The following is a 25991-nucleotide window of genomic DNA, read 5'->3' on the forward strand; positions in this document are numbered from 1 at the left end:
GCGCGCTCGATGCACTTTTCGCCCTGGCCAGTTCCACTGGGTTCGGGTGGGGTTTCGAGGAGGTCGGCGGAGTAATTCCGTTCGCACTCGGGGCCGCCGGTGTCCTCATAGCACTGGGTTGGGCGGTCCGTCGGCGGCGCTGAGAAGTGTGTACTCCCACTACGCGTCCGATCGATCGAATCGCGATCGAAGAGAAGGAAGCGGGCGAACGAACGGATTCGAGCGGGAGAACTGTCGGGGCCGCCTCGCGGTCGGAGGGGTCGCAGCGATCGTTCAGGCGTTGAATCCCTGGTGGAATCCGACGAGTTTCGCTCGCGAGAAGTGCTCGACGGCGTATTTGATCCCCTCCTTGCCGACGCCCGAGTCCTTGAAGCCGCCGTAGGGCATGTGATCCGCGCGGAAGCCGCTGACCGTGTTGATGTTCACGCCCCCGGCGTCGATCTCGTCGGCCGCGCGCTTTGCCCGGTCGATGTCCTGCGTGAACAGACCGGCCTCCAACCCGTAGTTCGTGTTGTTGGCCTCCCTGATCGCGTCGTCGAAGTCCTCGACCGTGATCACCGGAACGAGCGGGCCGAACGTCTCCTCTCTCGCAGCGGGCATCTCCGGCGTCACGCCCGAGAGGACCGTCGGTTCGAACGTCCGCGGGCCGAGGTCGCCGCCGTACCGCCCGCCGCATTCGACGGTCGCACCGGCGTCGACGGTCGACTCGAACAGATCGACCACGGTTTCGAACTGGTCGTCGTCGACCATCGAAGAGACCTCTGTGCCCGCCTCGAACGGATCGCCGACCGTGAGGGACTCCGCGGCGTCGACGAGCGCCGCCACGACTTGATCCTCGATGTCCTCCGGCACGAGAACCCGCTCGACGCTGTTGCAGACCTGCCCGGCGTTCGAGCAGGCGCCGCCGACAACCTGCGCGGCGGCCTGCTCGATGTCCGTGTCGGACCAGACGATCGTCGGATCGTTACCGCCCAGTTCGAGCGTCACCTCCGTCATCCCGCTATTGGCCGCGAGATACTTTCCGACCGGCGTGGACCCGGTGAACGAGATGGCCTCGACGGCGTCGTGTTCGAGGAAGACGTCACCGACGGTCGACCCGGACCCGGTGACGAGGTTGATCAGGCCGTCGGGGACGGACGCGTCGATCGCGTCGGCGGCCGCCTCGAGACATTCGAACAGCGCGACGGCCGTGAGCGGCGTGTTCGACGCCGGCTTCCCGACGACGCTGTTCCCCGCCGCCAGCGCGGGCCCGACCTTGTGGACCATCAGGTTCAGTGGGAAGTTGAACGGCGTGATGGCAGCGACGACGCCGAGCGGTTCGCGCTGAGTGAAGCAGTGGTCCTTCGCGAAGCCCCGCTGTGCGTCCATCGGGACGTATTCCCCGAACATCCGCTTTGCCTGCTCGGCGGAGAGGTCGAGCGTCTGGACGGCGCGGTCGACCTCGCCGCGGGCGTCGGGGAGGGGCTTGCCCTGTTCGCTCGTGAGAATTCGCGCGATCTCGTCGGCGCGCTCCTCGACCTCTCTCGCGGCCGTCGAAAGGAGTTCGTACCGTTCGTACGCGGAGAGAGTGGACGCATCGAAGGCGGCCGCCGCGGCGTCGACGGCCTCGGTGGCCTGGCCCTCGGTGGCCATCGGAACCGACCCCACTCGCTCGCCATCGTACGGGTGAATGACGTCGATCCGTTCGTCAGCGTCGACCCACGAACCGCCGATCAGCATCTGCTGGTCGAGACGGGAGACTGCGGTCTGACTCATACTGCAAGTCTTGGGTATCAGAATGATAAGTGTTACGTAGGAACCGAGTCCGCAAGGGAGTCGCAAGGGAACGGGAGCCGACGCGAAGGACCGGTACGAGGCCGACTGTAGAAAACGGCAGAAAAGCGTCCACGGAACGTCGCGCCCGCGCCTCGGTCAGTCTGGGGGTGTCATCCCAAATTATAATTAAGTGGTGCACCCTACGGCACGTATGAACCTCTCGGGAACAGTGGTACCTATGGCGACGCCTACCCGCGGGCCGCAACGAGCGATCGACGACGAGGCCCTCAGGGAGTTCACCGGGCGACTCATCGACGCCGGCGTCCACGGGCTCTTTCCGGGGAGTTCGATCGGTGAGTTTCCCAGCCTGACGACCCCCCAACACAGAGAGATACTCGAGACCGTCGCCGACGTCGCCGACGGACGGACGAAAATTCTCGCGGGGTGTTGTGAGACGAACGTCAGCGCGGTGTTGGAGAAGGTGGCCATCGCGGAGGCAGCGGGAGCCCACGCCGCGGTGGTCGTCGCTCCGTACTATCTCAAGACGACCCAGGGCGGTCTAGAGCGGTTCTTCACTGCCGTCGCGGACCAGTCGTCGCTACCCGTGATGTTGTACAACATCCCGCAACTGACCGGGAACGAGATCGGGATCGAGTTGGTGCAGCGACTCGCCGATCACGACGGGATCGTCGGGCTGAAGGACACGTCTGGAGACCTGACGTACCACTACCGAGTCGTCGAGGAGACGCCCGAGGAATTCTTCGTGTTCCAGGGCGCGACGGAGTTGGCCACCGCCTCGCTCGACCTCGGGACCGATGGCCTCATCGCCGGCCCGGCCAACGTGTTCCCGTCGGCGATGGCGGACCTGTACGAGGCCTACGAGCGCGGGGACGTCGCCGAGGCGCGGCGGCTGATGCGGGTCGTCGTGGCGCCGTTCGTCAGCGCGACCAGTGACCTTCCCACGGCGGCTGCGATGAAGCACCTCGTCGAGCTACGAGGCCTCGACATCGGCGGGCCGCTGCCGCCGCTACCGGAGTTGACCGACGAGGAACGGGCCTCGCTGTCGGCGGCGTACCAACAGATAACCGAACGCTTCAGCGAACGAGCGGTCTGAGGGCGTCGCCCCGCGGCGGATACTGGGCAGTCAGTACCTGAGTGATAGACTGTCAAGAGCGACCCGCAGACGGGGGCGAATGGGTTGACGGCGTGAAAATGCGGTGATAGGAAGGGCCGGTCGGCGGAGACGGATCGAATTTCAGGTCGGAAACGACGCGTCGGATCAGGCGTTGTTGACTTCGCTATCGATCTCTTCTTGGGCGTCGTTGAGAGCCTCTTCGGCGGTCTTCTCCTGAACGAGCGCGGCGTTGCAGTTCGTGTACACGATCTCCGAGAACGTCGAGTACGCCGGCGTAGCGGGTCGAGCGCTGGTCTGATCGACGATCTGGGCGAACGTTTCGAGCTGGGAGGCCTGCTCGTAATACTCGTCGGCGTACAGTTCCTGCCGGACCGGCAGTCGGCTGTGCTCCAGCGCCATCGTCTCCTGAGCTTCCATCGAGGACATATAGCTCGCGAACTGCTGTGCGGCCTCCTGATTCTCCGAGTTGGCGTTGATGAACAGGTTCCAACCGCCGAGACAGGAGTTGTTCGCGTCCGGGTTCCCCTCGGCCTTCGGCATCGGCGCGACGTCGAACTGCCCCTGGACCGGCGATCCGTCCTCGTTCATAATGGCGACGGCGTAGGGCCAGTTACGCATGAAGATGGTGCTGCCCTGCTGGAACGTCTGACGGTTCTGGTCCGTCGACGACGCGGGAATGGATTCGGGGGTAACTTCGTACTCGTGGATGAGGTCGACGGCGTGTTGCAGCGCGTCGATTCCCTCCTGGGAGTTGACGACGAGGTCGCCGTCCTGGCGCAGTTCGCCGCCCATCCCCCAGAACCAGTTGAGCCACATAATGGTCAGCCCCTCGTTGGAGCCACCCTGCCAGATGTAACCGTTGAGGTCCTGATCGGACTGGCTCTTGATGTCCTGTGCCATCTCGACGAGTTCCATATACGTCGTCGGCGGGCTGTCGTAGCCGTACTCCTCCAGTAAGTCCGTTCGATAGTACAGGGCGTTCGCGTCGGTGTGGATCGGCATCCCGTACATCGTGCCGTCGACCGTGACCGAGTCGATCGGCGTCTGGAGCATATTCTCGGTGTGGCCCTCCGGGTCGCTGACCTCGGCGGCCCAGCCGTTCTGGGCGAACTCGGCGGGCCAGATGACGTCCATATTGCCGACGTCGAACGAGGACGACCCCGAAACGAACTGGTTCACGTAGTATTCCCGGGTGGAAGACGCGTCAGAGGGCGTCTGCTGGGATTCGACGGTGATGCTTTCGGCCTGTTCCTCGAACATCGGCACCAGGCTCTGTGCGTCGTTGCTGAAGTAGCCCGGATAGACGTACGTCATCGACAGCGACTCGCCGCCGCCGTCTCCCGAGTCGCCGTCGCTGTCGCCGCCGCCACCGCCGCTATCGCCTCCGCCGTCACCGCCGCTGTCTCCGCCGCCTCCGCCGTCACCGCTGCCGTCGTCAGACCCGCCGCTGCTACACCCGGCCAGCAGCACCGCGCCGCCGCCAGCCATCGTTTTGAGAAGGTCTCGTCTACGCCTGTCGGTGGCTCCGTCTGTCATACACACCCACATTTGAACATCTACTACTAATAATTATCGCAAAAATGCGCTGACAAGAGCGGCGTCGGAATCAGTTCCGGCCCGCGAGGTCTCGGACGTCCGCCCACAGGTCGTCGTCGACCCGGACCGTCGTCGCCGAGCGGTCCCGCTCGACCGAGCGTTGGCCGGGCAGTCGGGTCTCCTCGACGTTCGAGGCCGTCTCGCTCGCCAGGAGGTCAGTCAAGAAGGCGCTCGCGCGCTCACCGAAGTCGTGAGCCCCCATCGCCGCGGGGTCGATCGCCAAGAACAGATCGCCCTTGGTGCACGGTTCACTGGTGTGGTACGTGCCGGTGACGTCTTCGCCCATCGCCGCACCGACGAGTCCGCCCGCCAGAACCTCGACCGCGATCGCCAGCCCCGATCCCTTCGGCCCGCCGAACGGGAGGATGGTGCCGTCCAGGGCGGCCTCGGGGTCCGTGGTCGGTGCACCGTCGCCGTCCAGGGCGACGCCTTCCGGTAGCGTCTCGCCCGTCTCTTTTCGATGCAGGACCGTCCCGCGCGCGATGGCCGAGGTGGACATATCGAGGTTGAACACGGGTTCGGTCGGGAGACCGATCGCGATCGGGTTCGTCCCGAGTATCGGTTCGGCGCCACCGTGCGGCGGCATCGCCGGCTCGGTGTTCGTGATGGCGACACCGACGTAGCCCTCGCGCTGGAGTTGGTCCGTATAGTATCCCAGCATTCCGAGGTGATTGGACTCGTGGACGCCGACCGCTCCGACACCGAACTCGTCGGCGCGGTCCATCGCCGCGGCCGTCGCCTCACTCGCGACGACCGGGCCGAGACGCGACCCGCCGTTGATCGTGGCCGCACCGCCGCGTCCGGCGACGACCTCGATCGTCCCGCTCGGATCGACGTTGCCGTGTTCGATCCCGCGGACGAACCGGGGGAGTCGCAACAGACCGTGAGAGTGCTTCCCGCGGGCGTCAGCGCTGACCAGAACCTCCGCCGTCTGCCTGGCGTCGGGTTCGGAGATGCCGTGTTCGCGGAACGCGTCGGTCGCGACGTCGATCGCGCGCTGCCGGTCGACGTCCATTATGTCGAGGGACCGATCCGGTGGATGGCGAACTGGCTCTCGCCCATCGCCTCGCTCATCGTCAACTTGCCGTTGACCACGTCTTCGACCTCCTCCCAGAGCTGCTCGCCGGCCCAGTCGAACGTCTCGTCGCCGACGAGCGCCTCGCTGACGTCGACGTCGGTCTGTTCGGGGACGCGCTCGGCGCTGCCGGGATTCCCGGTGATCTTGATCGTCGGCATAATCGCGTTCGAGAGCGTGTGCCCCTGTCCGGTCGAGATGACCATGAAGTGCGCTCCCCCCGCGCCGATGCCGGTGACCGACTCCGCGCCGTGACCGGGGGTGTCCATAATGTACATCCCCGAGCCGTCCGGGATCTTCGCCCCGTAGTCGACGACGTCCTGGATCGGACCGTCACCGGACTTGACGAGCGCCCCGAGGGACTTCTCCTCGATGGTCGTGAGCCCGCCGTCCATATTGTCGGGCGTCGGCTGGGCGCCGCGGACGTCGTAGCCGGTCGCCTGCAGACGCTGGTCCCAGTGTTCCACGCGGTCGAGGATCTCCTGTTTCGTCTCCTCGTCGACCGCGCGTTCCGCGAGTTCGTGCTCGCCGCCGAAGAACTCGGGCGTCTCGGCGAAGCAGGCGCGGCCGCCGTGGTCGTCGATGAGCCGCCAGGCCGCCCGCGCCGTCGCCTTGTGCTGGCAGAGCCCGCTCGTCGTGTCCGACGTCGCGCAGTTGATTCCGAAGGTCAGATTCGACATATCGGCGGGCACGCGCCGCTGGTTGCTCGCCTCCTGCACCATCTCGCGGGCGGAGTCGACCGCCCGCTGCAGCGCGTTCATCACGCCCTTCTCGCGGTGGATGTTGACCGAATCGCTGGGGCGACCGGTCTCCGCGATGTCGGAGGCGAGTTCGTCGCCGTCGACGATTTCGCCCGCGTGGGCGATCACGACCGTCCCGTAGACGTTCGGATGGGTCCCGTAGCCCAGCAGCGTTCGGTACGTCTGGAACACGTCGGGCTTCGTCTGGCACCGCCCCAACGGATGGGTGATCGGAACCGCGTTCTCGACGATGTCCGCCGCGCGCTCGACGGTGTCGTTGGCGTAGGGTGCCGTCGAGATGATCGCGACGTGGTTTCTGATGCCGATGCTGCCGTCGTCCCGTTCGTAGCCGAGGAATTCACTCATCGTATCACTCACTCACCGCTGCGGTCTGGCCCTCGTCCGCGAGGTCGCCGCGTCCGTAGTTGCTCTCGACGTTGTGGACGTGGACCCACGTCCCCGCCGGAATGTCCTCCGTCGCGTTGCCGATGCTCTTTCCGTATTTCGTGATCGTCTCGCCGTCGTTGATGTCCTCGATGGCGATCTTGTGCCCGAACCGGACGTCCTCAGGCAGGTCGATCGTCCGTTCCTCGTCGCCGACCGCCACCGTGACCGTCTCGCCGGCCTCGAGTTCACGGAGCGCCGTCGCGACGTTGTCTTCGGGTTCGACTACCTCAATGTATCTGTCAGCCATACACTAACGGTAACACACGTCTCAGTATATAATAGTTTCTTTTAAACCGGGATTCGGGCCCCGGCGCGTCGTTCAGACGAGGACCCGCACCGCGCCGAGTGCCAGCAGACTCACCGTGAGAAACTGCGCCAGGACGACAGCCAGCGGTCGCACGCCCGTCGCCCGGAGTCGGCGAGGGTTCAATTCGACCCCGAGACCGACGAACGCGAGCGCGAACAGCCAGTCGCTGATTCGCCCGATGGTCGTTCTGGCTGCGACGTCGACGGTTCCGAGGTTGACGAAGACCGCGACGAGCAGGAAGCCGACCAGAAATTTCGGGAACTGATACCATATCTCTCTGGCGTCGGTCCGACCGGTCCCGCTCGAATACCGGATCGCGTACCCGACGGCCAGGATCCCGATGAGCGTGTTGCGAACGAGTTTCGTGACGGTCGCCCACTGACCGGCCGTCTCCGAGATCGCGAAGCCGACGGCGGTGGTCGGCCCCGTGGAGAACAGGCTCAACCCCGCCCAGATTCCGAAGGTGCGGTCCGGGAGTCCGAGCGCGGTACCGGCGATCGGAAACGCCACGAGCGTCACGGCGTCGAACAGGAGCACGGTTCCCGCGGCGTAGCTGATGTCCGCCTCGTTGCCGTCGATGCTCCCCGCGACGGCGATGATCGCGGAGACCCCGCAGACGCTCGCACCGGCTGCCAGCAGCGACCGGGTCCGCGACGCGATCCCGACACGCCGGCCGACGAATTCGACGAACAGCACGCCCGTCAGAACGACGCCCACCGCCAGTCCGACTACCACCGGCCCGGTCGAGAACAGCCCGGCGATCGTGAGCTGTGCACCCAGCAGGACGATTCCGATCTCCAGGAAGAGTTTGTGTCGGTCGACGCCCGGAGCGGCCCACGGCGGGACCCCGACGGTGACGCCGACGGCGGCCCCGAAGACGATCGCGAGAACGAGCGGGTTCAGCGGTGTCGAATTCCCCACCACACGGGCGGTGCCGCCCAACGACGCCAGCAGTAGGAGTCCGGGGCCCACCCGGCGGATCGCGCGCATCAGAGGACGAACGCCGTCAGGAGGACGATCGCGACGCCGAGGGCCGTCGCCTTCCAGCCGCGGTCGGCTCCCCGCACGGCGCGTCCGCAGCGAGCGACCAGGTCCTCGAATCGGCTACCCAGAGGTGCGAGCATCGTGTACAGGGTTTCCTGTGTCGGATCAATATAAAAATACTTTGCAAGTGAGGGCGGACCGTTTTCTCCTGTAATTTTATAATGAAAGACACTCGTGTAGACGTACGAATGGTAGACACAGCCGAAGCCTCGTCAGAGTCTCGGGCGCGGGAGCGCGCGAGACGGCAGAGTAGACTGCAGCGGTATCGAAACCTCCAGTTCTCCGAAGAGGAACTGGCGGTGATCCTGTTGACACCGGTGGTGTCGTTCCTCCTCGCGGTCTCGTTCTACCCGATATTCGACACCGTCGTCGGGAGTCTCTACACCGGATACGTCCTCGAGATAAACCCCCGCGAGTTCGTCGGCCTGGAGAATTACCGGTCGATTTACGGAAGCGGGCCGCTGCTGGATCAGTTCCTCAACGGGGACGGGTTCTGGAACGCCCTCCGGGTGTCGCTCATCTACACGTTCGTCAGCGTCCCGATCGAGTTGGTCCTCGGGCTCGGCCTCGCGCTGCTTCTCAACCGCGAGTTCCGCGGGAAATACTTCGCGCAGGCGGCGATCCTGTTTCCGTGGGCGATTCCGACGGTCATCAACGCGCGGATCTGGGCGTGGATGTTCAACGGCCAGTACGGCGTCATCAACGACCTGCTGATCCGTGTCGGAATTCTCCAACAGCCGTTCCCGTTCCTGGCGAGGCCGGACACGGCGCTGTACTCGATGCTGTTTATCACGATCTGGAAGACGAGTTCGTTCATGGCGCTCATCCTGCTGGCGGGCCTCCAGTCGATTCCCGACCACCTGTACGAGGCGGCGCGGATGGACGGGGCCTCCCGGGTCCGACAGTTCTGGGACATCACGCTGCCGCTGCTGAAGCCGACGCTGCTCGTCGCGCTCATCTTCCGGACGCTGCCCGCGTTCCAGGCGTTCGGTCTCCCGTTCGGGCTCACCGGGGGCGGCCCGGCGTCGGCGACGACCACGCTCGTGCTGTTCGATCACCAGTTGACGTTCAACCGGCTCAACTTCGGCGAGGGCGCGGCGACGGCGACGGTGATCACCCTGATCGCGCTCGCCATCGCGATGGTGTACGTCGGCACCCTCTACGAACCGGAGGTGCGGTGAGATGAGCTACGACTCCTCCGCGTTCGAGATCGAGCGGTTCCAGTGGGTCGGCAAGAAACTGGGCTTCTACGGGAGCATCTTCGTCATCGCCCTGGTCTCGGTGTTCCCGGTCCTCTGGATGCTCATCACGTCGCTGAAACAGCCCGGGAACGTCGTCACCTTCCCCGTCGAGTACATCCCGCGGAATCCGACCCTGGAGAACTACCGGGCGGCCATCCAGGGTGCGCCGTTCTTCAGGTACCTGTTCAACAGCGCGGTCGTCGCCACGGGAACGGCCGTGCTGGACGTGTTCCTCGGGTCGCTCGCGGGGTACGCGCTTTCCAGACTCCGGTTCAGGTTCAAACTGCCCGTGCTGCTGCTCATCCTCGGCACGGCAATGCTGCCGTTCATCGCTCGGTTGATCCCGCTATTCAGCCTGGCTCGGTCGTGGGGACTGCTCAACAACTACCTCGGGCTCATCATCCCCTACGCCGCGTTCCAGTTGCCGTTCGCCGTGTGGATCTTCCAGGCGTACTTCAAGGAACTGCCCGACTCGCTGGAGGAGGCGGGCCTGATGGACGGGCTCTCGCGGATCGGCGTCCTCTTCCGGATCATCCTCCCGGTGTCGGCCCCGGCGATGGCCACCGCGGCGATCATCGTCTTCATCTACGCGTGGAACGAGTTCCTCTTCGCGCTGACGTTCATGACCGAAGACTCGATGCGGACGATCACCGTCGGCATCGCGCTCTACCAGGGCGAGTTCCAGTACCCGTGGGGGACCATCTCGGCGGCGGTGTTCATGTCCGTGATTCCGCTGATCCTGTTCATGCTGTTCTTCCAGCGGAAGGTCGTCGAGGGACTCACCGCAACCGGGAAGGCGTAGGTCCGGCACCGCAGAGACGACCCCGGCCCCGGTTTTTCCCTTCTCCTCGGCGTTCGATGCTCTCGTCGGCTCTGACACCCTCGCCGCGCTGCGGGAGCGGGAGAAGGAGGCGAAACCCTCACCAGTCGCGCCGGCGGCGGAACAGTGTCGCCGACAAACGCCCGGAGCACTCGAAACGGGAAGGGACCAACATAGCGGGTCGAGGTCGCGAAAAAATACAGTCGGAGACTCCGTCTCTCGACGGCCGTCAGTCCGGAAGGGAGTCGGCGTTGACGACGTTCTCGATCTGATCGCCCAGCAGGGCCGACCGGACGATGTCGGTGACTGTCCGCCGACGCTGTTCGTTCGCCTCCTCGCTGTACCAGGCGACGTGGGGCGTCGTGAGAATCCGATCGTGGTCTCTGAGCGGATCGTCGGCCGACGGTGGTTCGTCGGGGAACACGTCGAGTCCGGCACCAGCGATCGCTCCGTCGTCGACGGCCGACAGCAGGGCCTCGCCGTCGACGATCGGCCCGCGGGCGACGTTCACGAAGTACGCCGACTCCTGCATCCGCTCGAACGCCGCGGCGTCGAAGAGGTCCCGCGTCTCGGGCGTCAGTGGCGAGTGGACGGTCACCAGATCCGAGCGGGCGAGCAGTTCCTCGAACTCCAGCAGCGTGGCAGGGTCGTCGGCGACGTCGTCGGCGGTCAGAAACGGATCGCTCGCGACGACGTCGGCCCCGAGCGCCGCCGCGCGCTGGCCCACGGCACGGCCGATCGCACCGTACCCGACGACGCCGACCGTCCGCGTCGAGAGGCGGTGAATCGGCGTCGCGACACCGCGGTCCCAGCCGCCGGCGGCGACGTCCTCGTCGTACCTCCCGAGTCCGCGAGCGAGCGCGAGGTACATCGTCAGCGCGTGGACCGAGACCTCCTCGGTGCAGTATTCGGGGACGTTCGTGACCGGGATGCCGCGTGCGGACGCCGCCTCCACGTCGATGTTGTCGACGCCGATGCCGTACCGCGAGACGACCCGACAGTTCTCGAGGGCGTCGATGGCCGCCGCGTCGAGGTCGTACCGGAGATTGATCACGGCGTCCGCCGCCGCGAGCGTCTCGTGAGCGTCGGTGGCTGTCCCGTCGATGCCCGACTGCAGTTCGACGACGTCGGCTACGTCGTCCAGCCCGTCGCGTTCGATCGAGAGATCCGCGAAATCGTGGTCCGTAACGACGACAGTGTACTGTGACATCTGTGCGATCAGACGATCAGATCGTAGCCGTCGACGAGGAACTGTTCACAGAGGTCGCGGTTCAACTCGACGCCCAGTCCGGGGCCCTCGGGCACGTCGATGTACCCGTCTTCGAGGATCGGACCGGAGCCGTCGACGCGCGAGCACATCTCGTTCCACCACGGGACGTCGCGGGAGTGCCACTCCATACAGAGGAAGTTCGGAATCGCCGCGGAGACGTGCGCGCCGGCGACCGTCCCGAGGGGACTGGAGATGTTGTGCGAGGCGATCGGGATCCCGTACAGATCGCACACGGTCGCGATGTCGACGTACTCGCCGAGCCCGCCGCACTTGTTGACGTCCGGAGCGGCGATGTCCATCATCCCCTCGCGTGCGGCCGTGTTGAACTGGTTGGTCTTCACGAGGTTCTCCCCGGTCAGGACCGGCGTGTCGAGCGCCGCCGTGACCCGCTTTTGCGACTCGGTCTTCTCCGGCGGGACGGGGTCTTCGAGCCACGCGAGGTCGAACCGTTCGAGTTTCTTTCCCAGGCGGATCGCCGTCTCGGTCGTGAAGTTCCAGTGGAGGTCCATCCCGAGGTCGACGTCGTACCCGATCTCGTCGCGGACGGCCTCGACGAGGCTGACCTTGTGCTCCAGCGCCTCGTTGTCCATCCGCCGGTTCGCCTCGTCGTACTCGCTGTGCGTCGGGACGTCGAGGTCGAACTTCAGCGCCTCGAATCCCTCGTCGACGACCTCCCGGGCGGCGCGGGCGTAGGACTCGGGCGTGTACACGTCGGTGGGGTCGTGTTCGCTGGCCTCGCCGAGGGACTCGCCGCCGTGGGTGTCGCAGTAGATCTTGATCTCGTCCCGGTACTTCCCGCCGAGAAGTTCGTAGACGGGCACGTCGAACAGTTTGCCCTTGATGTCGTAACAGGCAGTCTCGATCGCGGTGAAGGCGGCCTGTCCGATCCGACCGGTCCCCGTGTAGCGCTGTTCGAGCAGTTCGCGGACGCGGTCGGTGTCCAGCGGGTTCTCGCCCGTCAGGTCGACCTCCATCCGACCGGCCATATCGAGTGCGGCCTCTGCGCGGAAGGTTTCGCCGAGACCGTAGACGCCGGCGTCCGTCTCGACCTTGACGATCCCCCACGTGAAGTTGCCCGCGATGGCCATCGTCTCGATGGCCGTGATCTCCACGTCGCGTTCGGGCGGTCGGTGCGTCTCGTCCATCCCCATATCTCGCCACGGGACGCCGCCGCCCTGTGGAATCCGATAGTCCGGTTGGTCGTCTTGCGCCATCACCTGTGGAGTCGTAGATGCCCGGATTAAAGATTGTGGTGACGACGGGGACCGGATGATGGCGTCAGTAGAGAGACGACGGACCGAACAGTGGTGTCATCGCGAAGACGAAGCGGACCGAACGGTGGTGTCATCGCGAAGACGAAGCGGACCGAACGGTGGTGTCCGCGACTGCGGGCCGGGTGTCGGGGCAATAGGGGTCGCCGACCAGATCGACCGACTCCCGTCCCCGACAGTCGCCGGCGGACCGCGCCACTTCGAGGTCGACGCGACCCGGATCGACCACGGAGCGATCCTCCGCACCACAGGCTGCCAGCGCGCCGGTTCGGAGCTCGAAGTCGACTTCGACGCGCTTGCCGGCCGCCAGGTCGACCCGGCGGAACCCCACGAGCTCCCGAACCGGCCGAACGGTGCGCCCTCCGCGGTGACGGGCGTACAGCTGGACGACCTCGGCGCCGCGCCTGTCCGCCACGTTCTCGACCGCGACCGAGGCCGTCAGCGTCCCGTCGGTCGGGGCAGACTCGGGCACGGCGGGAGTCCCGTACGAGAACCGGGCGTAGCTCTCGCCGTGTCCGAAGGGGAAAAGCGGCGTTTCCGGAGTGAATACGTACTCCCCCCGCGAGACCGGGGGCTGGCGGTAGTGGACCGGGAGTTGCCCGGCCGTTCGCGGGAGCGAGACCGGGAGCCGCCCGCCGGGGTCCGCGCCGAGGAGCACGTCGGCGACGGCCGGTCCCCCCTGTTGGCCAGGGAGCCACGCGAGCAGCGTCGCGTTCGCCCGGTCCACCGTTTCGGGGACGGCCAGCGGCCGACCGCTCACGAGCACGACGACGACGGGCGTCCCGGTGGAGGCCACGCGGCGGATCAATTCAGCCTGCCGACCGGGAAGCCCGAGTTCCGCTCGATCGAGCCCCTCACCGGCCGTGCCGGAGGAGTTGCGCTCGACGTCGATGCCGGATCGGCCGCCGACGCAGGCGACGACGGCGTCGACGTCGCTCGCCAACTCGACGGCCTCGTCGACGTCGTCGGTCGGTCCCGCTCGGATGCCACAGCCGCGAGCGTGTTCGACCGTCCCCAGCCGCTCGGACAGCGCCTCCCGCGGCGTCACGACGTCGATGTCCCCGTCAGCGTTCTCCGCGCCCGCGTAGGAGTAGTTCCCGAGCAGGTTCCGGGGCTCGTCGGCGCTGGGGCCGACGACCGCGACAGCACTGTCCGCGGAGAGCGGGAGGATCCCGTCGTTCTCCAGGAGCACCTGCGACCGCCGGGCGGCGCGGCGAGCGAGCGAGCGCATCGCGTCGGTCCCGAACGCCGCGGAGGCAGTCTCGGGATCGGGGCTGCCGTCGGTGAAGAGCCCCGCGCGGGCCTTCTGGCCGAGGTGCCGGCGGACCGCACGGTCGACGAGCGATTCGTCGACGTCGCCGTCCGCGACGGCCGCGACCAGCCGATCGCCGAAACACTCGGTCTCCGGCAGTTCGACGTCGACGCCGGCGGACAGCGCCAGCACGCCGGCCGCTCGTCTGTCGGGCGCGACGCCGTACTCGGTCGCCAGCAGTTCGATACCGCGGCCGTCGGAGACGACGGTTCCCTCGAATTCCCACTCCTCGCGCAGCAGGTCGGTGAGGAGCCGACGGTTCGCGTGGCAGGGGGTCCCGTCGACGGTGTTGTATGCGGCCATCACGGAGGACGCGCCGGCGTCGAGACCGGCGCGAAACGGGCGGAGGTCGGCGTCGCGCATCTCTCGCAGCGACGTCGTCGGACGGGCGCGGTTCCGTCCGCCGACCGGCCGGCCGTGACCGACGAAGTGCTTGAGCGTCGGTTCGACGCCCGCATCGAGGAGCCCCGAGACGACCCCCTGGGTCAGTGCGGCGGCCAACGCCGGATCTTCGCCCAACGTCTCCTCGATTCGGCCCCACCGCGGTTCGACGCCGAGGTCCGCGACGGGCGAGAGCGTCAGTTGCGAACCGATCGCGCGCAACTGTTCGCCGACGGCGTTCGCGACCTCCCTGGCGAGCGTCGGGTCCCAGCTACTCGCGATGCCGATTGCTTGCGGAACGGTCGCCCCGCGCCGGCCGGCGTAGCCACAGAGGCTCTCTTCGCGCACGAAGGCCGGAATCCCGTGCGGCGTCTCCGACCGCAGGTACGACTGGAGGTCGGCGACGACGGCGGCGAGTTCCGACGGCGCCAGCCCGCTCTCACGACCCACGCGGGTCACGCGGCCGATACCGCAGGGAATGACGTCGCGGGCGCGATCCGGCGAGAACCGACCGTCTTCCAGCAGGGAGCCGATCCGCACGGTCCCCAGCTGTGCGACCTTCGATTCCAGCGACATCTCGGCGACGAGTCGGTTCGCGTACGGAACGTCGGTCATCGGTACTCGGTACCTCGTGACGCGGGGGTAAAAAATCGACACCCGACGGCGTAGTTTTATTATCGAGAGACGCGCCGTCCCGGGTATGGCGATACGCGAACGCATTACCGTCGACGCAGTAGCCGACTACGCCGTCGAAGGGCACGCGGTGCACCTCGAGTGTGACGTGGCCGCCCCCGAAACGGTGACGCCCCGCACTGTTCCGGTCACGCTCGAAGTCCACGGCCCCCGGACGTTCGAGTTCGAACTTCGCGCGAATCCCGAGGTCGACGCGGAACGCGAGTATCCGCCGCTGGACACCGACGCCATCGGCGGAAACGCCGACTTCGACGCGACCGAGGCCGACGAGGCGCTGATCGTCGAGACGGGTGCACTCGACATCACGATCGGACTCGACGAGTGGTCCTTCGCCGTCGCCGACGCCGAAACCGGCGAGACGGTGTTCGAGGAGCAGCGAGCCGATCCCGACGTGTTCGGCCGGCAGCGCACCGAGGCGCTCGGGTTCACCCAGGAGGAGATCAATCACAACCCGCGGCGGATCGCCGAGGCTGGCACCGCCTTCCGGCTCTCGCCGGACGAAAAGATCTACGGCGCGGGCGAGCAGTTCGTCGAGTTCGACCGCAGGGGACGGGAGTTGGACCTGTGGCACGAGGAACCGCTCGGCACCGAGACCGAGCGGGCGTACAAGAACATCCCGTTTCACCTCTCGACGAACGGGTATGGGATGTTGCTCGACACGACCGCCCGCGTCCGATACGACTTCGGCAAGTCGTCGACGGCGACGGGGACGATATCGGTCGCGGACGATCGCTTCGCGTTCGTGTTCTTCTACGGTCCCGACTTCCGCGACGTCATTCGGCGGTACACGGCGGTCACGGGTCGGCCGTCGCGTCCGCCGAAGTGGGCGTTCGGCACCTGGATGTCCCGGCTCGGGTACGAGTCCCGGGAGGAGTTGGAGTCGGTGGCGACCCGTCTCCGCGAGGAGTCGATCCCCAGCGACGTGCTGCACCTCGACCCGTTCTGGATGCGGGCGAAGAAGTCGACCGATCTCGTTTGGGACACCGAGCAGTTCCCCAATCCCGAGGGAATGATCGAGGGACTGCGCGAGGACGACTTCCGGCTCTCTCTGTGGGAACACCCCCACGTTCCGGTCGGCACGGACGCGTTCGACGAAGGCGCGAGCGAGGGGTACTTCGTCGCGGACGGGACCGGCAAGCCGTACGTGATGGACCACACGTGTCAGGGCGACTACCGCGGCGCGCTCGTCGACTTCACTGACCCCGCGGCCGTGGAGTGGTGGAAAGACAAACACCGACGGCTCTTAGAGCAGGGCGTGTCGGTGTTCAAGACGGACTACGGCGAGTACGTGCCCGAGGACGCGGTCTTCGCGAACGGAAAGAGCGGGAGGGCGATGCACAACCTCTACCCGTATCTCTACAACGAGGCCGTATACGACGTCGTCGGCGAGGTCAACGGCGAGGACGAGGCCCTCGTCTGGGGGCGGTCGGCCTGGACCGGGAGCCAGGCCTTTCCGATGCACTGGGGGGGCGACCCACAGACGAGTTGGAACGGAATGAGCGCCGCGCTTCGGGGCGGGCTCTCGGCGTCGCTATCCGGGATCGCGTTCTGGAGCCACGACATCGGCGGCTTCAGAGGGACGCCCAGCGACGCGGTGTACACGCGCTGGGCGCAGTTCGGGCTCCTCTCCTCGAACGCGCGCTGTCACGGGACGACGCCGCGAGAGCCGTGGGAGTTCGGGGAAGACGCGCTCGACGTGTTCCGGGAGTACGCTCGGCTCCGCTATCGGTTGCTGCCGTATCTGTACACTTACGCCGAGATAGCCGCCCGCACCGGTCTCCCGGTGGTTCGCCCGCTCGTGTTGGAGTACCAGGACGACCCCACCGTTCACCGAATGGACACCCAGTACCTGCTGGGCGAGGACCTCCTCGTCGCGCCCGTGTTCACCGATAGCGGCGTTTGCTCCGTGTATCTGCCCGACGGCGAGTGGCGTGACCGGCGCTCGGGCGAGCGCTACGAGGGCGGACAGCGGGTCCGAATGGACGTCGGACTCGAGGAGATGCCCGTGTTCGTTCGCGGGGGGAGCATCGTCCCGCAGCGCGAACCGACGCAGTCGGTCCGACCGGGAACGCCCGAAAATCTGGAACTGGTGGCGACGCTCGCCGCCAACAAAGCGAGTGGCCGCGTCTACGACGTCGACGACGACAGTATGCTCGAAGCGAGCGTCGAACGTACTGACGACGCACTGTCCGTCCACACTGGGAGTCCCACGGCCGACCGCGTGACCGTCGTCGTTCACGACGTCGACCCCGAGACAGTAGTCGTCGACAGCGAGACGGCAACGCCCGTCGACGGCAGCCCCGAGGAAGGCGAGTGGGCAGTCGAGGACTCCACACTCACGGTCGTCGCATCCGGCCGCCGCGAGGAGTGAATTTATTAGGAGAGATGTTAAACAGTGACGTAATCGACCTCAGAAACACTATGGGACGTTTACAACTGAACGATCTGACGAAGGTGTTCGAATCGGACGGCAGCGACATCGTCGCGGTCGACGAACTCAACCTCGACATCCGTGACGGGGAGTTCCTCGTGCTCGTCGGTCCGTCCGGGTGCGGGAAATCGACGACGCTGCGGTGCATCGCCGGACTCGAACGGGCGAGTTCGGGAAGCATACTCCTCGACGATCGCGATATCACGTACGACAAGCCCAAGGAGCGCGAGATGGCGATGGTGTTCCAGAACTACGCGCTCTACCCGCACATGTCGGTCCGAAAGAACATCGGATACGGGCTGAAGATCACGACCGATCTCTCGAAAAGCGAGATCGACGAACGCGTCGAAGACACGGCCGAGTTGCTCGAGATCAGAGAGTTACTGAACAAAGAACCCGGAGATCTCTCGGGGGGACAGCAACAGCGGGTCGCGCTCGGACGGGCGATTATCCGAGAGCCGGAAGTGTTCCTGATGGACGAACCGCTGTCGAACCTCGACGCGAAACTGCGGACGACGATGCGGACCGAGATCCAGCAGCTCCAGCAGGACATGGACATCACGACGATATACGTCACGCACGACCAGACGGAGGCGATGACGATGGGCGACCGCATCGCCATCCTCGATCAGGGACAACTCCAGCAGATCGGCGAACCGCTCGAGTGCTACCACCAGCCCACCAACCGGTTCGTCGCCGGGTTCATCGGGTCACCCTCGATGAACTTCCTTTCGGTCCGGCAGAACGGGACGACGCTGGTGCACGAGGAGTTCGAGTACCGAATTACCGAAGACACCAGAGACGCCCTCGACGAGAGCAGCCGGGACCTGACGCTGGGGATCCGCCCCGAGCACATCCGGCTCACAGACTCGGACGCGCAGAACGCGATCGAGACCACGGTAGAAGTCGTCGAACCGATGGGGGAAGTGACGTACGCCTACTTCCAGATCGGCGACCAGACCTACACGGCAAGCATCGAGGGCGAGCGTCGGATCCAGTCGGGTGAGGAGGTACACGTTGTGTTCCCGGAACCCAAGATCCACATTTTCGACGGGGAGACCGGCGAGGCGATCAAGAACAGCGAACTCGGAGAGGCGGCCGACACCACGACGATTCAGGCCTGAATTCCGTTTGTTTCTCGCGAACATTCAAGTGTCTGCTCACCATACGGTTGCGATATGACAGAGAGACCAGCGACGGCGGATTCGGGGCGACGCGTGCAGGCCGTCCAGATCTCCTGCGACATCCTGCAGGCGTTGCGCGAGAAGGACGGCGCCGGTGTCTCCGAACTCGCAGATCACCTGGGCCGCTCGAAAGCGACCGTTCACAGCCACCTGGCGACGCTGGCCGACAACGAGTTCGTCGTGAAACGAGACGGCGTCTACGAAGTCAGTCTCCGCTTCGTCGACATCGGCGAGTACGCGAAGAACCAGGTGGACATTTACGAGGTCACGAAGGAGGAACTCGATCGCCTCGCCGAGGAGACCGGCGAGGTGGCGCAGTTCATGGTCGAAGAACACGGCCGCGGGGTCTATCTGCACAAGGCACGTGGGGAGAACGCCATCCAGACCGCATCCTACGTCGGGAATCGGAAGTACCTCCACTGCACGGCGCTCGGAAAGGCGATTCTCTCTCAATTGTCCGAGGCACGGATCGAACAGATCATCGATCGACACGGGCTTCCCCAGCGGACGGAGAACACGGTTTCGACCCGCGAGGCGCTGTTCGACGCCCTCGACACCGTCCGCAGTCAGGGTGTCGCCTACGACGACGAGGAAGTGCTCCAAGGGCTCCGCTGCGTCGCGGCCCCGATCAACCACCCGACCGGCGATCTCCACGGCGCGATCAGTATTTCGGGGCCGACCAGTCGATTCAAGGGCGACCGCTTCCACGAGGAACTCCCCGAAATCGTCCAGGGAGCGGCGAACATCATCGAGGTCAACGCGACTCAACTGTAGCCGTTCGCACGATGCAAACGAAGTGATTCGTCCGTCGTTGGTCGCGAGAAAGATACGAGACCGATTTGACCTGGAATACTCCCGAAAACCGTCGGTAGCGAAAGGCGAACAGGCCCGAGTTCTCTCCAGTACTCCGCCGGTCATCGGGCGCTCTCGGCCGACCGTCGCCTCCCGGCGGCCGGAGTTCCCTCCTGTTCCGTGGAACCTCGTTCGCCGGAACCGTCGACGGACCGGGACTGTTCGAAGTTCGTTTGCGAGGGGCGAACACCAGAGGACGCAGGCCACACGGAACGATATTCGGGATGTCGACACAGGAGGATCGATCCCCGCTCCCCGGTGGTACGGTGACCGCGATGGCGGTCACGATAGCCTCTGTCTGAGGCTGAATAATAGATGTACGTCTGTTATCTTAGCGAGTCCGCGACTGAATACGACTGGATCGCAGCGGTTCGAACGGCACGGAGGCGTTCCGAGCCGTGTCTTCCGGAGGAGGCTCGCGGATCCTGGGGACGTCTCTTGAGGTCACAGGAGAAATGGTCCGGAAATAACGGACGAAATTTTTGAATATTCGAACCAGATAGCGACGGTCATCACAGAATTTCGAGAAGCCGATCCGACACGGCGATAGATATCCGAACGCGACATCGGAACAGAAAGCAGTTGAGACGGTACTCACTCGACCGTCCCCGACTGTCTGAAGAGAAATAACAGGCGTACTGACGTTAGTACTCGATGGCGACCGTCCTGTCACCGAGACCAGTCGGGCAATTCGTCGAAGAACTGAATCTAGTCATCGTGTCGCCGTGTGTTACCCCCCAGGAGACGAAACGCGCTACAGAGCCCCAGTCCGTTCGAAAATATCGGACGTATTCTGACGATGTGTGAACGAGAGCGCAATGACGATACTGAGGCGGCGCTGTCCACCGGAAAGCCAGTCGAAAGGAGGGCAGGGGAAAATTTCAGCCGAAAGCAGGTCAGGAGCTATTGGGAGTTAGGCGAGCGAATCCAACGAGTCATCAGTCGGGATCATACCTCTCACGTGGGAGAGTTATTCGCCGTCAGGCTGGAGTTTGTACCGCTCTATCTTGCCGCTCGGATTCCGCGGGAGTTCGTCGACGAAGCGGTACTCGCGGGGTCGTTTGTAGTCGGCGAGGTCGTCGCTGTCTTTGCACCACTGGTCGAGTTCGGCCTCGGTCACGTCGCCACTGCGCTCGACGAAGGCGACCACGATAGCCCCCCACTCGTCGTCGGGGTGACCGACGACACCGACGTCTGATACCTCGGGGTGGGTGAGGAGGACGTCCTCGACCTCTGTCGGGTGGATGTTCTCGCCGCCGCTGATTATCATATCGTCGACGCGGCCGGTGATGACGATTCGGTTCTCCTCGGTCAGACGGGCCGCGTCACCGGTGTAGAGCCACCCCTCGTTGATGGCTCTTTTCGTGGCCTCGGGTTTGTTCCAGTAGCCGTCGAACGCCACCGAGGATTCGGTGTTGACTATCAGTTCTCCCTGGGTCCCGGGTTCGACCGTATCGGCCGGGTCCTCGCTCTCGATTTCCACGACGCGAGTCTCGATCCCCACGTTCGCGGGGCCGGTCACCGTCGGATCGCGGATGTCCTGGAGATCGATGTAGGCCAGGGTCCCGTAGACTTCGGTGGTTCCGTAGAGGTTCGCGATGTGGTCCAGGTCGAACGCTTCGATGGTTCGGTCGAAGATAGACTGGCTCATCGGCGCGCCAGAGTAACCGATGGCGCGGACTGAGGAGAGGTCCGTCTCCTCGATCGCGTCGCTATCGAGCAGGTTCGCGAAGATCGTCGGCGCCTCGTGGAGGGCGGAAACCTGATACTCTTCGATGGCGCGAACGGCGATCTCGGGGTCGAATTCGGACATACACAGGTAGGTCCCGCTCATCGAGAGCAGTCCGCAGAGGATCCCGTGAAGGCCGACCGTGTGATACAACGGCATCACGCCGATCATCGTCTCTTCGAGGTAGTAGTGTTGGCCGAGCGAATTGATGACCCAACGGTCGACTGTCGCCTCGTGGTCGAGCGGAATTCCCTTCGGGTCCCCCGTCGTCCCGGAACTGTACAGCATCACGCTCGGGTCGTCGTGATCGACGGAAACGTCAGGGCGCTCGGCCGGCGAGTCGGTGAACGAATCGTACGATTCGGCGAACGGTGGGGGGTCCGCCCCGACGTACACCATATCCACGTCGACGTCGTCGGCGACGGCCGCGACGGACTCCCGCGATACGGCGTCAAAAAGGAAGAGGTCCGGTTCGGAGTCCTGCAAGTGGTAGCGGACGTCGCTGGCGGCGAGGCGGAAGTTGAACGGGACGGCCACCACACCGGCCAGTTGGGTCCCGATGAACGTGACGACGTGTTCGGGACGGTTCGCCATACAGATGGCGACTCGGTCGCCGGGGTCGATGCCCCGCTCGTGGAGTTCGTTTGCAACGGCGTACGCACGTGTGCGTAGCTCCGCGTAGGTCAGTTCCTCGCCCTCATTGAGGTGGACGAGCGCCGACCGGTCGGGAGTCCGAGCGACCGATTGTTCGAACAGTTGTGGGAACAGCATACGCCTCCATACACTCGGACAGATCATAATAATTTTTCCTCTTCAGTGATCTCTCGCGGGTGCGTTCCTCGTGGAAGGGGTTCGTCGGTCCAGCCAACCGCGGCGAGGCCAGGCGTCAGTAAAACCGATAATTGACGCTTATCTCTTCGGCCGCCGCCCGCACGTCCTGGACGAGGTTCTCTCGGTAGTCGTCCTGTTGAAGTCGTCCGGTTGGGCAGGCGACCGAGACACTCCCCAAGAGCTCCTCGTCCTCGACGACGGGACAGGCCACGAATCCGATTCCGACGACCTGCTCCTCGTGGTCGATAGCGTATCCCCGCTCCCGGATCGCCTCGAGTTCCGTCCGGAGTTCCGCGGGGTTCGTAACCGTGTGTTCCGTGACCGGTTCCAGTTTTTCGACATCGAGTAACTCGTCGATACGGGCATCGGGAAGGTTCGCGAGGAGTACTTTACCGGCCGCGTGCGTGTGTATCGGCGTCCGAAACCCGGGATAGGTACCGGTTTGTACCGAGGTGACGTCACCCTCTTCGTGGACCATCACCCACTCTCCCGATTCCTCGAGTCCCAGTTGAGCGAGTTCGCCAGACTGCTCGGAGAGCTTTCCCAGCACGATCTCCGAGGATTTGAAGAAGCGGTTTCGATACTTGAGACGGCTTCCGCGCTGGAGGAAGCGGTAGCTGATCCGGTACTTGCCGTCGTTTTTGACGACGAACCCGGTCGATTCGAGCGAGACGAGATAATCGTGGGCAGTACTTCGATTGACCTCCATCAGCGCCGCGATCTTCGCGGGGCCTGCCTCTCGTTCGCGTTCCAGCAGGTCAAGCACCTCGAACGCACGCGAGACCGTCTGGAGTGGGACTGTATCGGAACTCACAGCCGTACCTCGTCGTCCACCGATATGAAACGAGTGGGTCTCGGCGGGTGGCTGAGGGACTTCTGAGTAAAATTTATATAATAATAGATCAGAATTTGAGACAGGCACCACTATGACACAGAGCCTCGAAGACGTTCTTCAGGAGTATGACAGCCCGCTCGATCTGGTCCGCGGCATCGGATCCCACGCGGATTCGGCACACCTGCGCTTGTTCGAAGATCTGCCGTCGGAGTTCACTAACTGGCGAGAGGAACAGGCGGCTTGGGCCGACAGCGTCGCCATCGCGGACCTGTCGCACCATATGACCGACCTGCACGTCGAGGGGCCCGACGCCCTCGATCTGTTCTCGGATCTCGGGATCAACGACTTCTCTGGCTTCGAACCCGGGCAGGCCAAGCAGTTCGCCGCGTGCAACCCCGACGGGCAGCTCATCGGCGACGGAATCCTGTTCCACTTGGACGAAAACGAGTTCAACCTCGTCGGTTACGGCCCCATCAACTGGGTCCAGTACCACCTCGAGACGGGCGACTACGACGCGGTCGCAGAGCGCGACGAGCACTGCGGCGTGCGAGAGGGACCACCGGAGACGTTCCGCTTCCAGGTTCAGGGCCCCGACGCGCTGGAACTCATCACGGAGGTCGTCGACGAGCCGCTTCCTGACGTTCCCTTCTTCAACTTCCGCCCGGTCTCGATCGCGGGGCACGAGATCAACGCGCTGCGACACGGGATGTTGAACGAACCGGGCTTCGAGTTCTTCGGTTCGTGGGACGTTCAGGAGGACGTCCGCGAGGCGATCGTCGGAACGGGACAGGAGTACGACATCCGCCAGATCGGCGGGAAGGCGTACCCGACGAACGTCATCACCGCGGCGTGGATGTCGATTCCGCTGCCCGCTATCTACCACGACGAGGAGACGGTGCGCGACTATCGGGAGTGGCTCGACGCCAACAGTTTTGAGGGGGCGCTCGCCATCGGCGGCAGCCTCGACTCCGAGGACATCACCGACCACTACCTGACGCCCGTGGAAGCCGGCCACGAGCGCTTCATCGACTTCGGGCACGACTTCGTCGGCAAGGACGCGCTGAAGCAGGAGGTCGAGAACAAATCGCGAACCCGCGTCACGCTCGTCTGGGACCAGGGAGCCACCGAAGAACTGTACGGCGGTGCGCTGTTCGACGACGACACCACCTACCGATTCACGGAACTTCCGGTCGCCGACTGGGCGCTGACACAGAACGACAAGGTGCTGAAAGACGGCGAGCTGGTCGGCGTCGCGAACAACACCCGGTATCTCTACTTCGAGAAACGGATGTTCTCGCTTTGCAGTATCGACGTCGAACTGGCCGAACCGGGCACCGAAGTTTCGATTCTGTGGGGTGAACCGGGTTCGGGGAACCCCCGCGTCGAGGACCACGAACAGACCGAGATCAAGGCGACTGTGGCTCCCGCACCATACTTCGAGGACAAACGAAAGACCGCGAACTACTCCGTAGACTGACCGACAGTCGAGTGCGGCGGCTGTCCGCCGTCTGCTGAGTACCCACCGATATCGGCCGCCCCGACGGCGTTTGCCCGCATTCTGACGGATGGCTGTGCGAACCGTTTTCCAGTGGAGCCCCGGCGTTCGATCGCACGCGCAAACCGATTTAAGGGAAAAATTTATAATGTTCTTTCACTAACGCAGGAGCGTGCCGATGAGTAACAGACGACAGTTTATCACAACCGCGGGGACCGGAGCCGTCGCGCTCGCTGCAGGGTGCCTCGGGTCGGGGAGCAACGGAGAGAGCACACCGTCGGAGTCGAGCGGTGAGGGCGGGGGGAGCACGACGACGACAATGGGGAACAGCGGTGGGAACGACGAACCGATCACCATCGCGGCGACGGTGTCGCGGTCGGGGTCGTTCTCGTCCGCGGGCGAGGACGTCGAAGCTGCGTATGAATTGGGCGAACAGATGATCAACGACGACGGTGGACTCCTAGGTCGTGACGTCGAGGTCATCATCCGAGACGACGAGAGCGACGCCCAGAAGGTACGAGAGGGGTTGCAGGGGATCATCTCCAACAACGACGTGGATATGATCTGGGGGACGTTCGGGAGCCTCCTGGTCGCCTCGGCCGCCGCCGTCGCCGAGCGCGAAAACATCCCGATGTTGAGCGCGAACTTCGCGTATATGGAACCGCACCTGAACAACGATTACGAGTGGACGTTCGCGCCCTTCCCGAAGAGTCGAGATATGGCCAATGGCGCAGTCAAACTCGCGAATCTGGCCCCTGAAGGCGATCGCCCAGTGAACGTCGGAATCTGGCAGACCAACACCGGGTGGGGCGCGGAACTCGCTCGCGTATGGTCGGACGCGCTCGAAGCCAACGGACACAGCGTCGTGCTCAACGAGAAGTTCCAGATCGGCTCTTCAGACTTTTCCACGCTCATCTCTCAGAGCCAGAGCGCGAACGTCGAGTACCTGCTCACGAACCCGTCGCCGGGGGGCGGAATTACCGCGATCAAACAGATGCAGGAGACGAATTTCCTGCCGAAACTAGCCACGATCGAACGCGCGGCGACGATCACGTCGTGGCTGGAGGCGACTGGAACCGCGGGGCTGTACACGCAGTCGACGCCGGGCTGGGTGCCCGGATTAGTCGATAACGGCAACGAAGCGATGCTGGAGGCGTTCCGCGCGCAAGACGGCGTTGCGTCGGACGCGTACCCGGCACCGACCGTGGGTGGTTCCTACAACGTCGCCCAGACCGCCAAGCAGGCGATCGAGGCGACGGGATCAGTCGAACCCGACGCGGTCCGAGAGACACTGCTGAACGAGGAGTTCCGGACCGTCCTCGGTGAGTTCCGGTTCGACGAGAATGGGATGCCGGTCGAGGGCGACCTCGCACCGCCGATGGGGCAGTGGCAGGATGATCTCCTGCGCCTGGTCATCCCCTCAGACGTCGAGAGCGAAGCCTCTACCGACCTTATGTATCCCGCGCCGGCGTACGACCAGCGTTGACGACCGTGGGACTCGATCTGGGAACAATTTTGCTCTCTGGGTGGAAGCAGCGTTTATTGCG

The 25991-nt window shown here is 64.7% G+C and carries 20 protein-coding genes; 8 read left to right on the top strand and 12 right to left on the bottom strand.

Going from position 1 to position 25991, the window contains the following annotated elements; translation table 11 throughout:
- Positions 1 to 273: 273 nt before the first annotated feature.
- Complete coding sequence (locus NO360_RS14600; protein ID WP_256308574.1) at positions 274 to 1755, bottom strand: aldehyde dehydrogenase family protein; 1482 nt, start codon at positions 1753 to 1755, stop codon at positions 274 to 276.
- Between the two features lie 211 nt (positions 1756 to 1966).
- Between NO360_RS14600 and NO360_RS14605 the strand changes: the two genes are divergently transcribed.
- Entirely contained in the window at positions 1967 to 2869 is a 903-nt protein-coding gene (locus tag NO360_RS14605; protein WP_256308575.1) for a dihydrodipicolinate synthase family protein, read from the top strand.
- Between the two features lie 165 nt (positions 2870 to 3034).
- On the opposite strand, the gene NO360_RS14610 is transcribed toward NO360_RS14605, so the two are convergent.
- The 6 genes from NO360_RS14610 to NO360_RS14635 all read right to left on the bottom strand — a co-directional run bounded on the left by NO360_RS14610 (position 3035) and on the right by NO360_RS14635 (position 8179).
- Positions 3035 to 4426, bottom strand: coding sequence for an ABC transporter substrate-binding protein (locus NO360_RS14610; RefSeq protein ID WP_256308576.1), 1392 nt, complete (start codon positions 4424 to 4426; stop codon positions 3035 to 3037).
- 70 nt (positions 4427 to 4496) lie between these two features.
- Positions 4497 to 5501, bottom strand: coding sequence for an Ldh family oxidoreductase (locus NO360_RS14615; RefSeq protein ID WP_256308577.1), 1005 nt, complete (start codon positions 5499 to 5501; stop codon positions 4497 to 4499).
- Complete coding sequence (locus tag NO360_RS14620; protein ID WP_256308578.1) at positions 5501 to 6667, bottom strand: UxaA family hydrolase; 1167 nt, start codon at positions 6665 to 6667, stop codon at positions 5501 to 5503. Before NO360_RS14620 ends, NO360_RS14615 begins: the two co-directional genes overlap by 1 nt.
- 4 nt (positions 6668 to 6671) lie before the next feature.
- On the bottom strand, positions 6672 to 6995 hold the full coding sequence (locus tag NO360_RS14625; RefSeq protein WP_256308579.1) for a UxaA family hydrolase: 324 nt from the start codon (positions 6993 to 6995) through the stop codon (positions 6672 to 6674).
- A 72-nt stretch (positions 6996 to 7067) separates the two neighbouring features.
- Entirely contained in the window at positions 7068 to 8045 is a 978-nt protein-coding gene (locus tag NO360_RS14630) for a YeiH family protein (protein ID WP_256308580.1), read from the bottom strand.
- Positions 8045 to 8179: a hypothetical protein gene (locus NO360_RS14635; RefSeq protein ID WP_256308581.1), complete on the bottom strand. Its 135-nt coding sequence runs from the start codon at positions 8177 to 8179 to the stop codon at positions 8045 to 8047. Before NO360_RS14635 ends, NO360_RS14630 begins: the two co-directional genes overlap by 1 nt.
- Before the next feature lie 108 nt (positions 8180 to 8287).
- Here NO360_RS14635 and NO360_RS14640 point away from each other — a divergent pair, with 108 nt between their 5' ends.
- Positions 8288 to 9280, top strand: coding sequence for a carbohydrate ABC transporter permease (locus NO360_RS14640; protein WP_256308582.1), 993 nt, complete (start codon positions 8288 to 8290; stop codon positions 9278 to 9280).
- A 1-nt stretch (position 9281) separates the two neighbouring features.
- Positions 9282 to 10142 (top strand): carbohydrate ABC transporter permease, encoded by an 861-nt coding sequence (locus NO360_RS14645; protein ID WP_256308583.1) that lies wholly within the window; start codon positions 9282 to 9284, stop codon positions 10140 to 10142.
- A gap of 247 nt (positions 10143 to 10389) precedes the next feature.
- Here NO360_RS14645 and NO360_RS14650 read toward each other — a convergent pair whose 3' ends face one another.
- The 3 genes from NO360_RS14650 to NO360_RS14660 form a co-directional block, all read right to left on the bottom strand.
- Positions 10390 to 11370, bottom strand: coding sequence for a C-terminal binding protein (locus NO360_RS14650; protein WP_256308585.1), 981 nt, complete (start codon positions 11368 to 11370; stop codon positions 10390 to 10392).
- 8 nt (positions 11371 to 11378) lie between these two features.
- Positions 11379 to 12644 carry a mandelate racemase/muconate lactonizing enzyme family protein gene (locus NO360_RS14655; protein ID WP_256308586.1) on the bottom strand — a complete coding sequence of 422 codons (1266 nt, stop codon included), beginning with the start codon at positions 12642 to 12644 and terminating at the stop codon, positions 11379 to 11381.
- A 130-nt stretch (positions 12645 to 12774) separates the two neighbouring features.
- A complete protein-coding gene (locus NO360_RS14660; RefSeq protein ID WP_256308587.1) occupies positions 12775 to 15009 on the bottom strand; it encodes a glycoside hydrolase family 3 N-terminal domain-containing protein in 2235 nt (744 codons plus the stop codon).
- An 85-nt stretch (positions 15010 to 15094) separates the two neighbouring features.
- Between NO360_RS14660 and NO360_RS14665 the strand changes: the two genes are divergently transcribed.
- From NO360_RS14665 to NO360_RS14675, 3 genes are read left to right on the top strand one after another with little or no spacing between them, the layout of a single operon-like run.
- Positions 15095 to 17458, top strand: coding sequence for a TIM-barrel domain-containing protein (locus NO360_RS14665; protein ID WP_256308588.1), 2364 nt, complete (start codon positions 15095 to 15097; stop codon positions 17456 to 17458).
- A gap of 50 nt (positions 17459 to 17508) precedes the next feature.
- Positions 17509 to 18642 carry an ABC transporter ATP-binding protein gene (locus NO360_RS14670; protein ID WP_256308589.1) on the top strand — a complete coding sequence of 378 codons (1134 nt, stop codon included), beginning with the start codon at positions 17509 to 17511 and terminating at the stop codon, positions 18640 to 18642.
- Between the two features lie 54 nt (positions 18643 to 18696).
- On the top strand, positions 18697 to 19476 hold the full coding sequence (locus NO360_RS14675; protein WP_256308590.1) for an IclR family transcriptional regulator: 780 nt from the start codon (positions 18697 to 18699) through the stop codon (positions 19474 to 19476).
- A gap of 1048 nt (positions 19477 to 20524) precedes the next feature.
- On the opposite strand, the gene NO360_RS14680 is transcribed toward NO360_RS14675, so the two are convergent.
- Positions 20525 to 22054, bottom strand: a complete 1530-nt coding sequence (locus NO360_RS14680) for a class I adenylate-forming enzyme family protein (protein ID WP_256308591.1) — start codon at positions 22052 to 22054, stop codon at positions 20525 to 20527.
- 115 nt (positions 22055 to 22169) lie between these two features.
- Positions 22170 to 22928 (bottom strand): IclR family transcriptional regulator, encoded by a 759-nt coding sequence (locus NO360_RS18995; RefSeq protein ID WP_256308592.1) that lies wholly within the window; start codon positions 22926 to 22928, stop codon positions 22170 to 22172.
- A gap of 112 nt (positions 22929 to 23040) precedes the next feature.
- Between NO360_RS18995 and NO360_RS14690 the strand changes: the two genes are divergently transcribed.
- Complete coding sequence (locus NO360_RS14690; protein ID WP_256308593.1) at positions 23041 to 24426, top strand: hypothetical protein; 1386 nt, start codon at positions 23041 to 23043, stop codon at positions 24424 to 24426.
- 196 nt (positions 24427 to 24622) lie between these two features.
- Positions 24623 to 25930, top strand: coding sequence for an amino acid ABC transporter substrate-binding protein (locus NO360_RS14695; protein ID WP_256308594.1), 1308 nt, complete (start codon positions 24623 to 24625; stop codon positions 25928 to 25930).
- Positions 25931 to 25991 lie beyond the last annotated feature (61 nt).

The organism is Halobellus litoreus (genome assembly GCF_024464595.1).
In the GTDB taxonomy this organism is placed as follows: Archaea; Halobacteriota; Halobacteria; order Halobacteriales; family Haloferacaceae; genus Haloquadratum; species Haloquadratum litoreum.

What these genes read in the sequence shown, in the direction of transcription:
- NO360_RS14600 (WP_256308574.1), bottom strand. Translation starts at nt 1,755, where the DNA reads ATGAGTCAGACCGCAGTCTCCCGTCTCGACCAGCAGATGCTGATCGGC.
- NO360_RS14605 (WP_256308575.1), top strand. Translation starts at nt 1,967, where the DNA reads ATGAACCTCTCGGGAACAGTGGTACCTATGGCGACGCCTACCCGCGGG.
- NO360_RS14610 (WP_256308576.1), bottom strand. Translation starts at nt 4,426, where the DNA reads ATGACAGACGGAGCCACCGACAGGCGTAGACGAGACCTTCTCAAAACG.
- NO360_RS14615 (WP_256308577.1), bottom strand. Translation starts at nt 5,501, where the DNA reads ATGGACGTCGACCGGCAGCGCGCGATCGACGTCGCGACCGACGCGTTC.
- NO360_RS14620 (WP_256308578.1), bottom strand. Translation starts at nt 6,667, where the DNA reads ATGAGTGAATTCCTCGGCTACGAACGGGACGACGGCAGCATCGGCATC.
- NO360_RS14625 (WP_256308579.1), bottom strand. Translation starts at nt 6,995, where the DNA reads ATGGCTGACAGATACATTGAGGTAGTCGAACCCGAAGACAACGTCGCG.
- NO360_RS14630 (WP_256308580.1), bottom strand. Translation starts at nt 8,045, where the DNA reads ATGCGCGCGATCCGCCGGGTGGGCCCCGGACTCCTACTGCTGGCGTCG.
- NO360_RS14635 (WP_256308581.1), bottom strand. Translation starts at nt 8,179, where the DNA reads ATGCTCGCACCTCTGGGTAGCCGATTCGAGGACCTGGTCGCTCGCTGC.
- NO360_RS14640 (WP_256308582.1), top strand. Translation starts at nt 8,288, where the DNA reads ATGGTAGACACAGCCGAAGCCTCGTCAGAGTCTCGGGCGCGGGAGCGC.
- NO360_RS14645 (WP_256308583.1), top strand. Translation starts at nt 9,282, where the DNA reads ATGAGCTACGACTCCTCCGCGTTCGAGATCGAGCGGTTCCAGTGGGTC.
- NO360_RS14650 (WP_256308585.1), bottom strand. Translation starts at nt 11,370, where the DNA reads ATGTCACAGTACACTGTCGTCGTTACGGACCACGATTTCGCGGATCTC.
- NO360_RS14655 (WP_256308586.1), bottom strand. Translation starts at nt 12,644, where the DNA reads ATGGCGCAAGACGACCAACCGGACTATCGGATTCCACAGGGCGGCGGC.
- NO360_RS14660 (WP_256308587.1), bottom strand. Translation starts at nt 15,009, where the DNA reads ATGACCGACGTTCCGTACGCGAACCGACTCGTCGCCGAGATGTCGCTG.
- NO360_RS14665 (WP_256308588.1), top strand. Translation starts at nt 15,095, where the DNA reads ATGGCGATACGCGAACGCATTACCGTCGACGCAGTAGCCGACTACGCC.
- NO360_RS14670 (WP_256308589.1), top strand. Translation starts at nt 17,509, where the DNA reads ATGGGACGTTTACAACTGAACGATCTGACGAAGGTGTTCGAATCGGAC.
- NO360_RS14675 (WP_256308590.1), top strand. Translation starts at nt 18,697, where the DNA reads ATGACAGAGAGACCAGCGACGGCGGATTCGGGGCGACGCGTGCAGGCC.
- NO360_RS14680 (WP_256308591.1), bottom strand. Translation starts at nt 22,054, where the DNA reads ATGCTGTTCCCACAACTGTTCGAACAATCGGTCGCTCGGACTCCCGAC.
- NO360_RS14690 (WP_256308593.1), top strand. Translation starts at nt 23,041, where the DNA reads ATGACACAGAGCCTCGAAGACGTTCTTCAGGAGTATGACAGCCCGCTC.
- NO360_RS14695 (WP_256308594.1), top strand. Translation starts at nt 24,623, where the DNA reads ATGAGTAACAGACGACAGTTTATCACAACCGCGGGGACCGGAGCCGTC.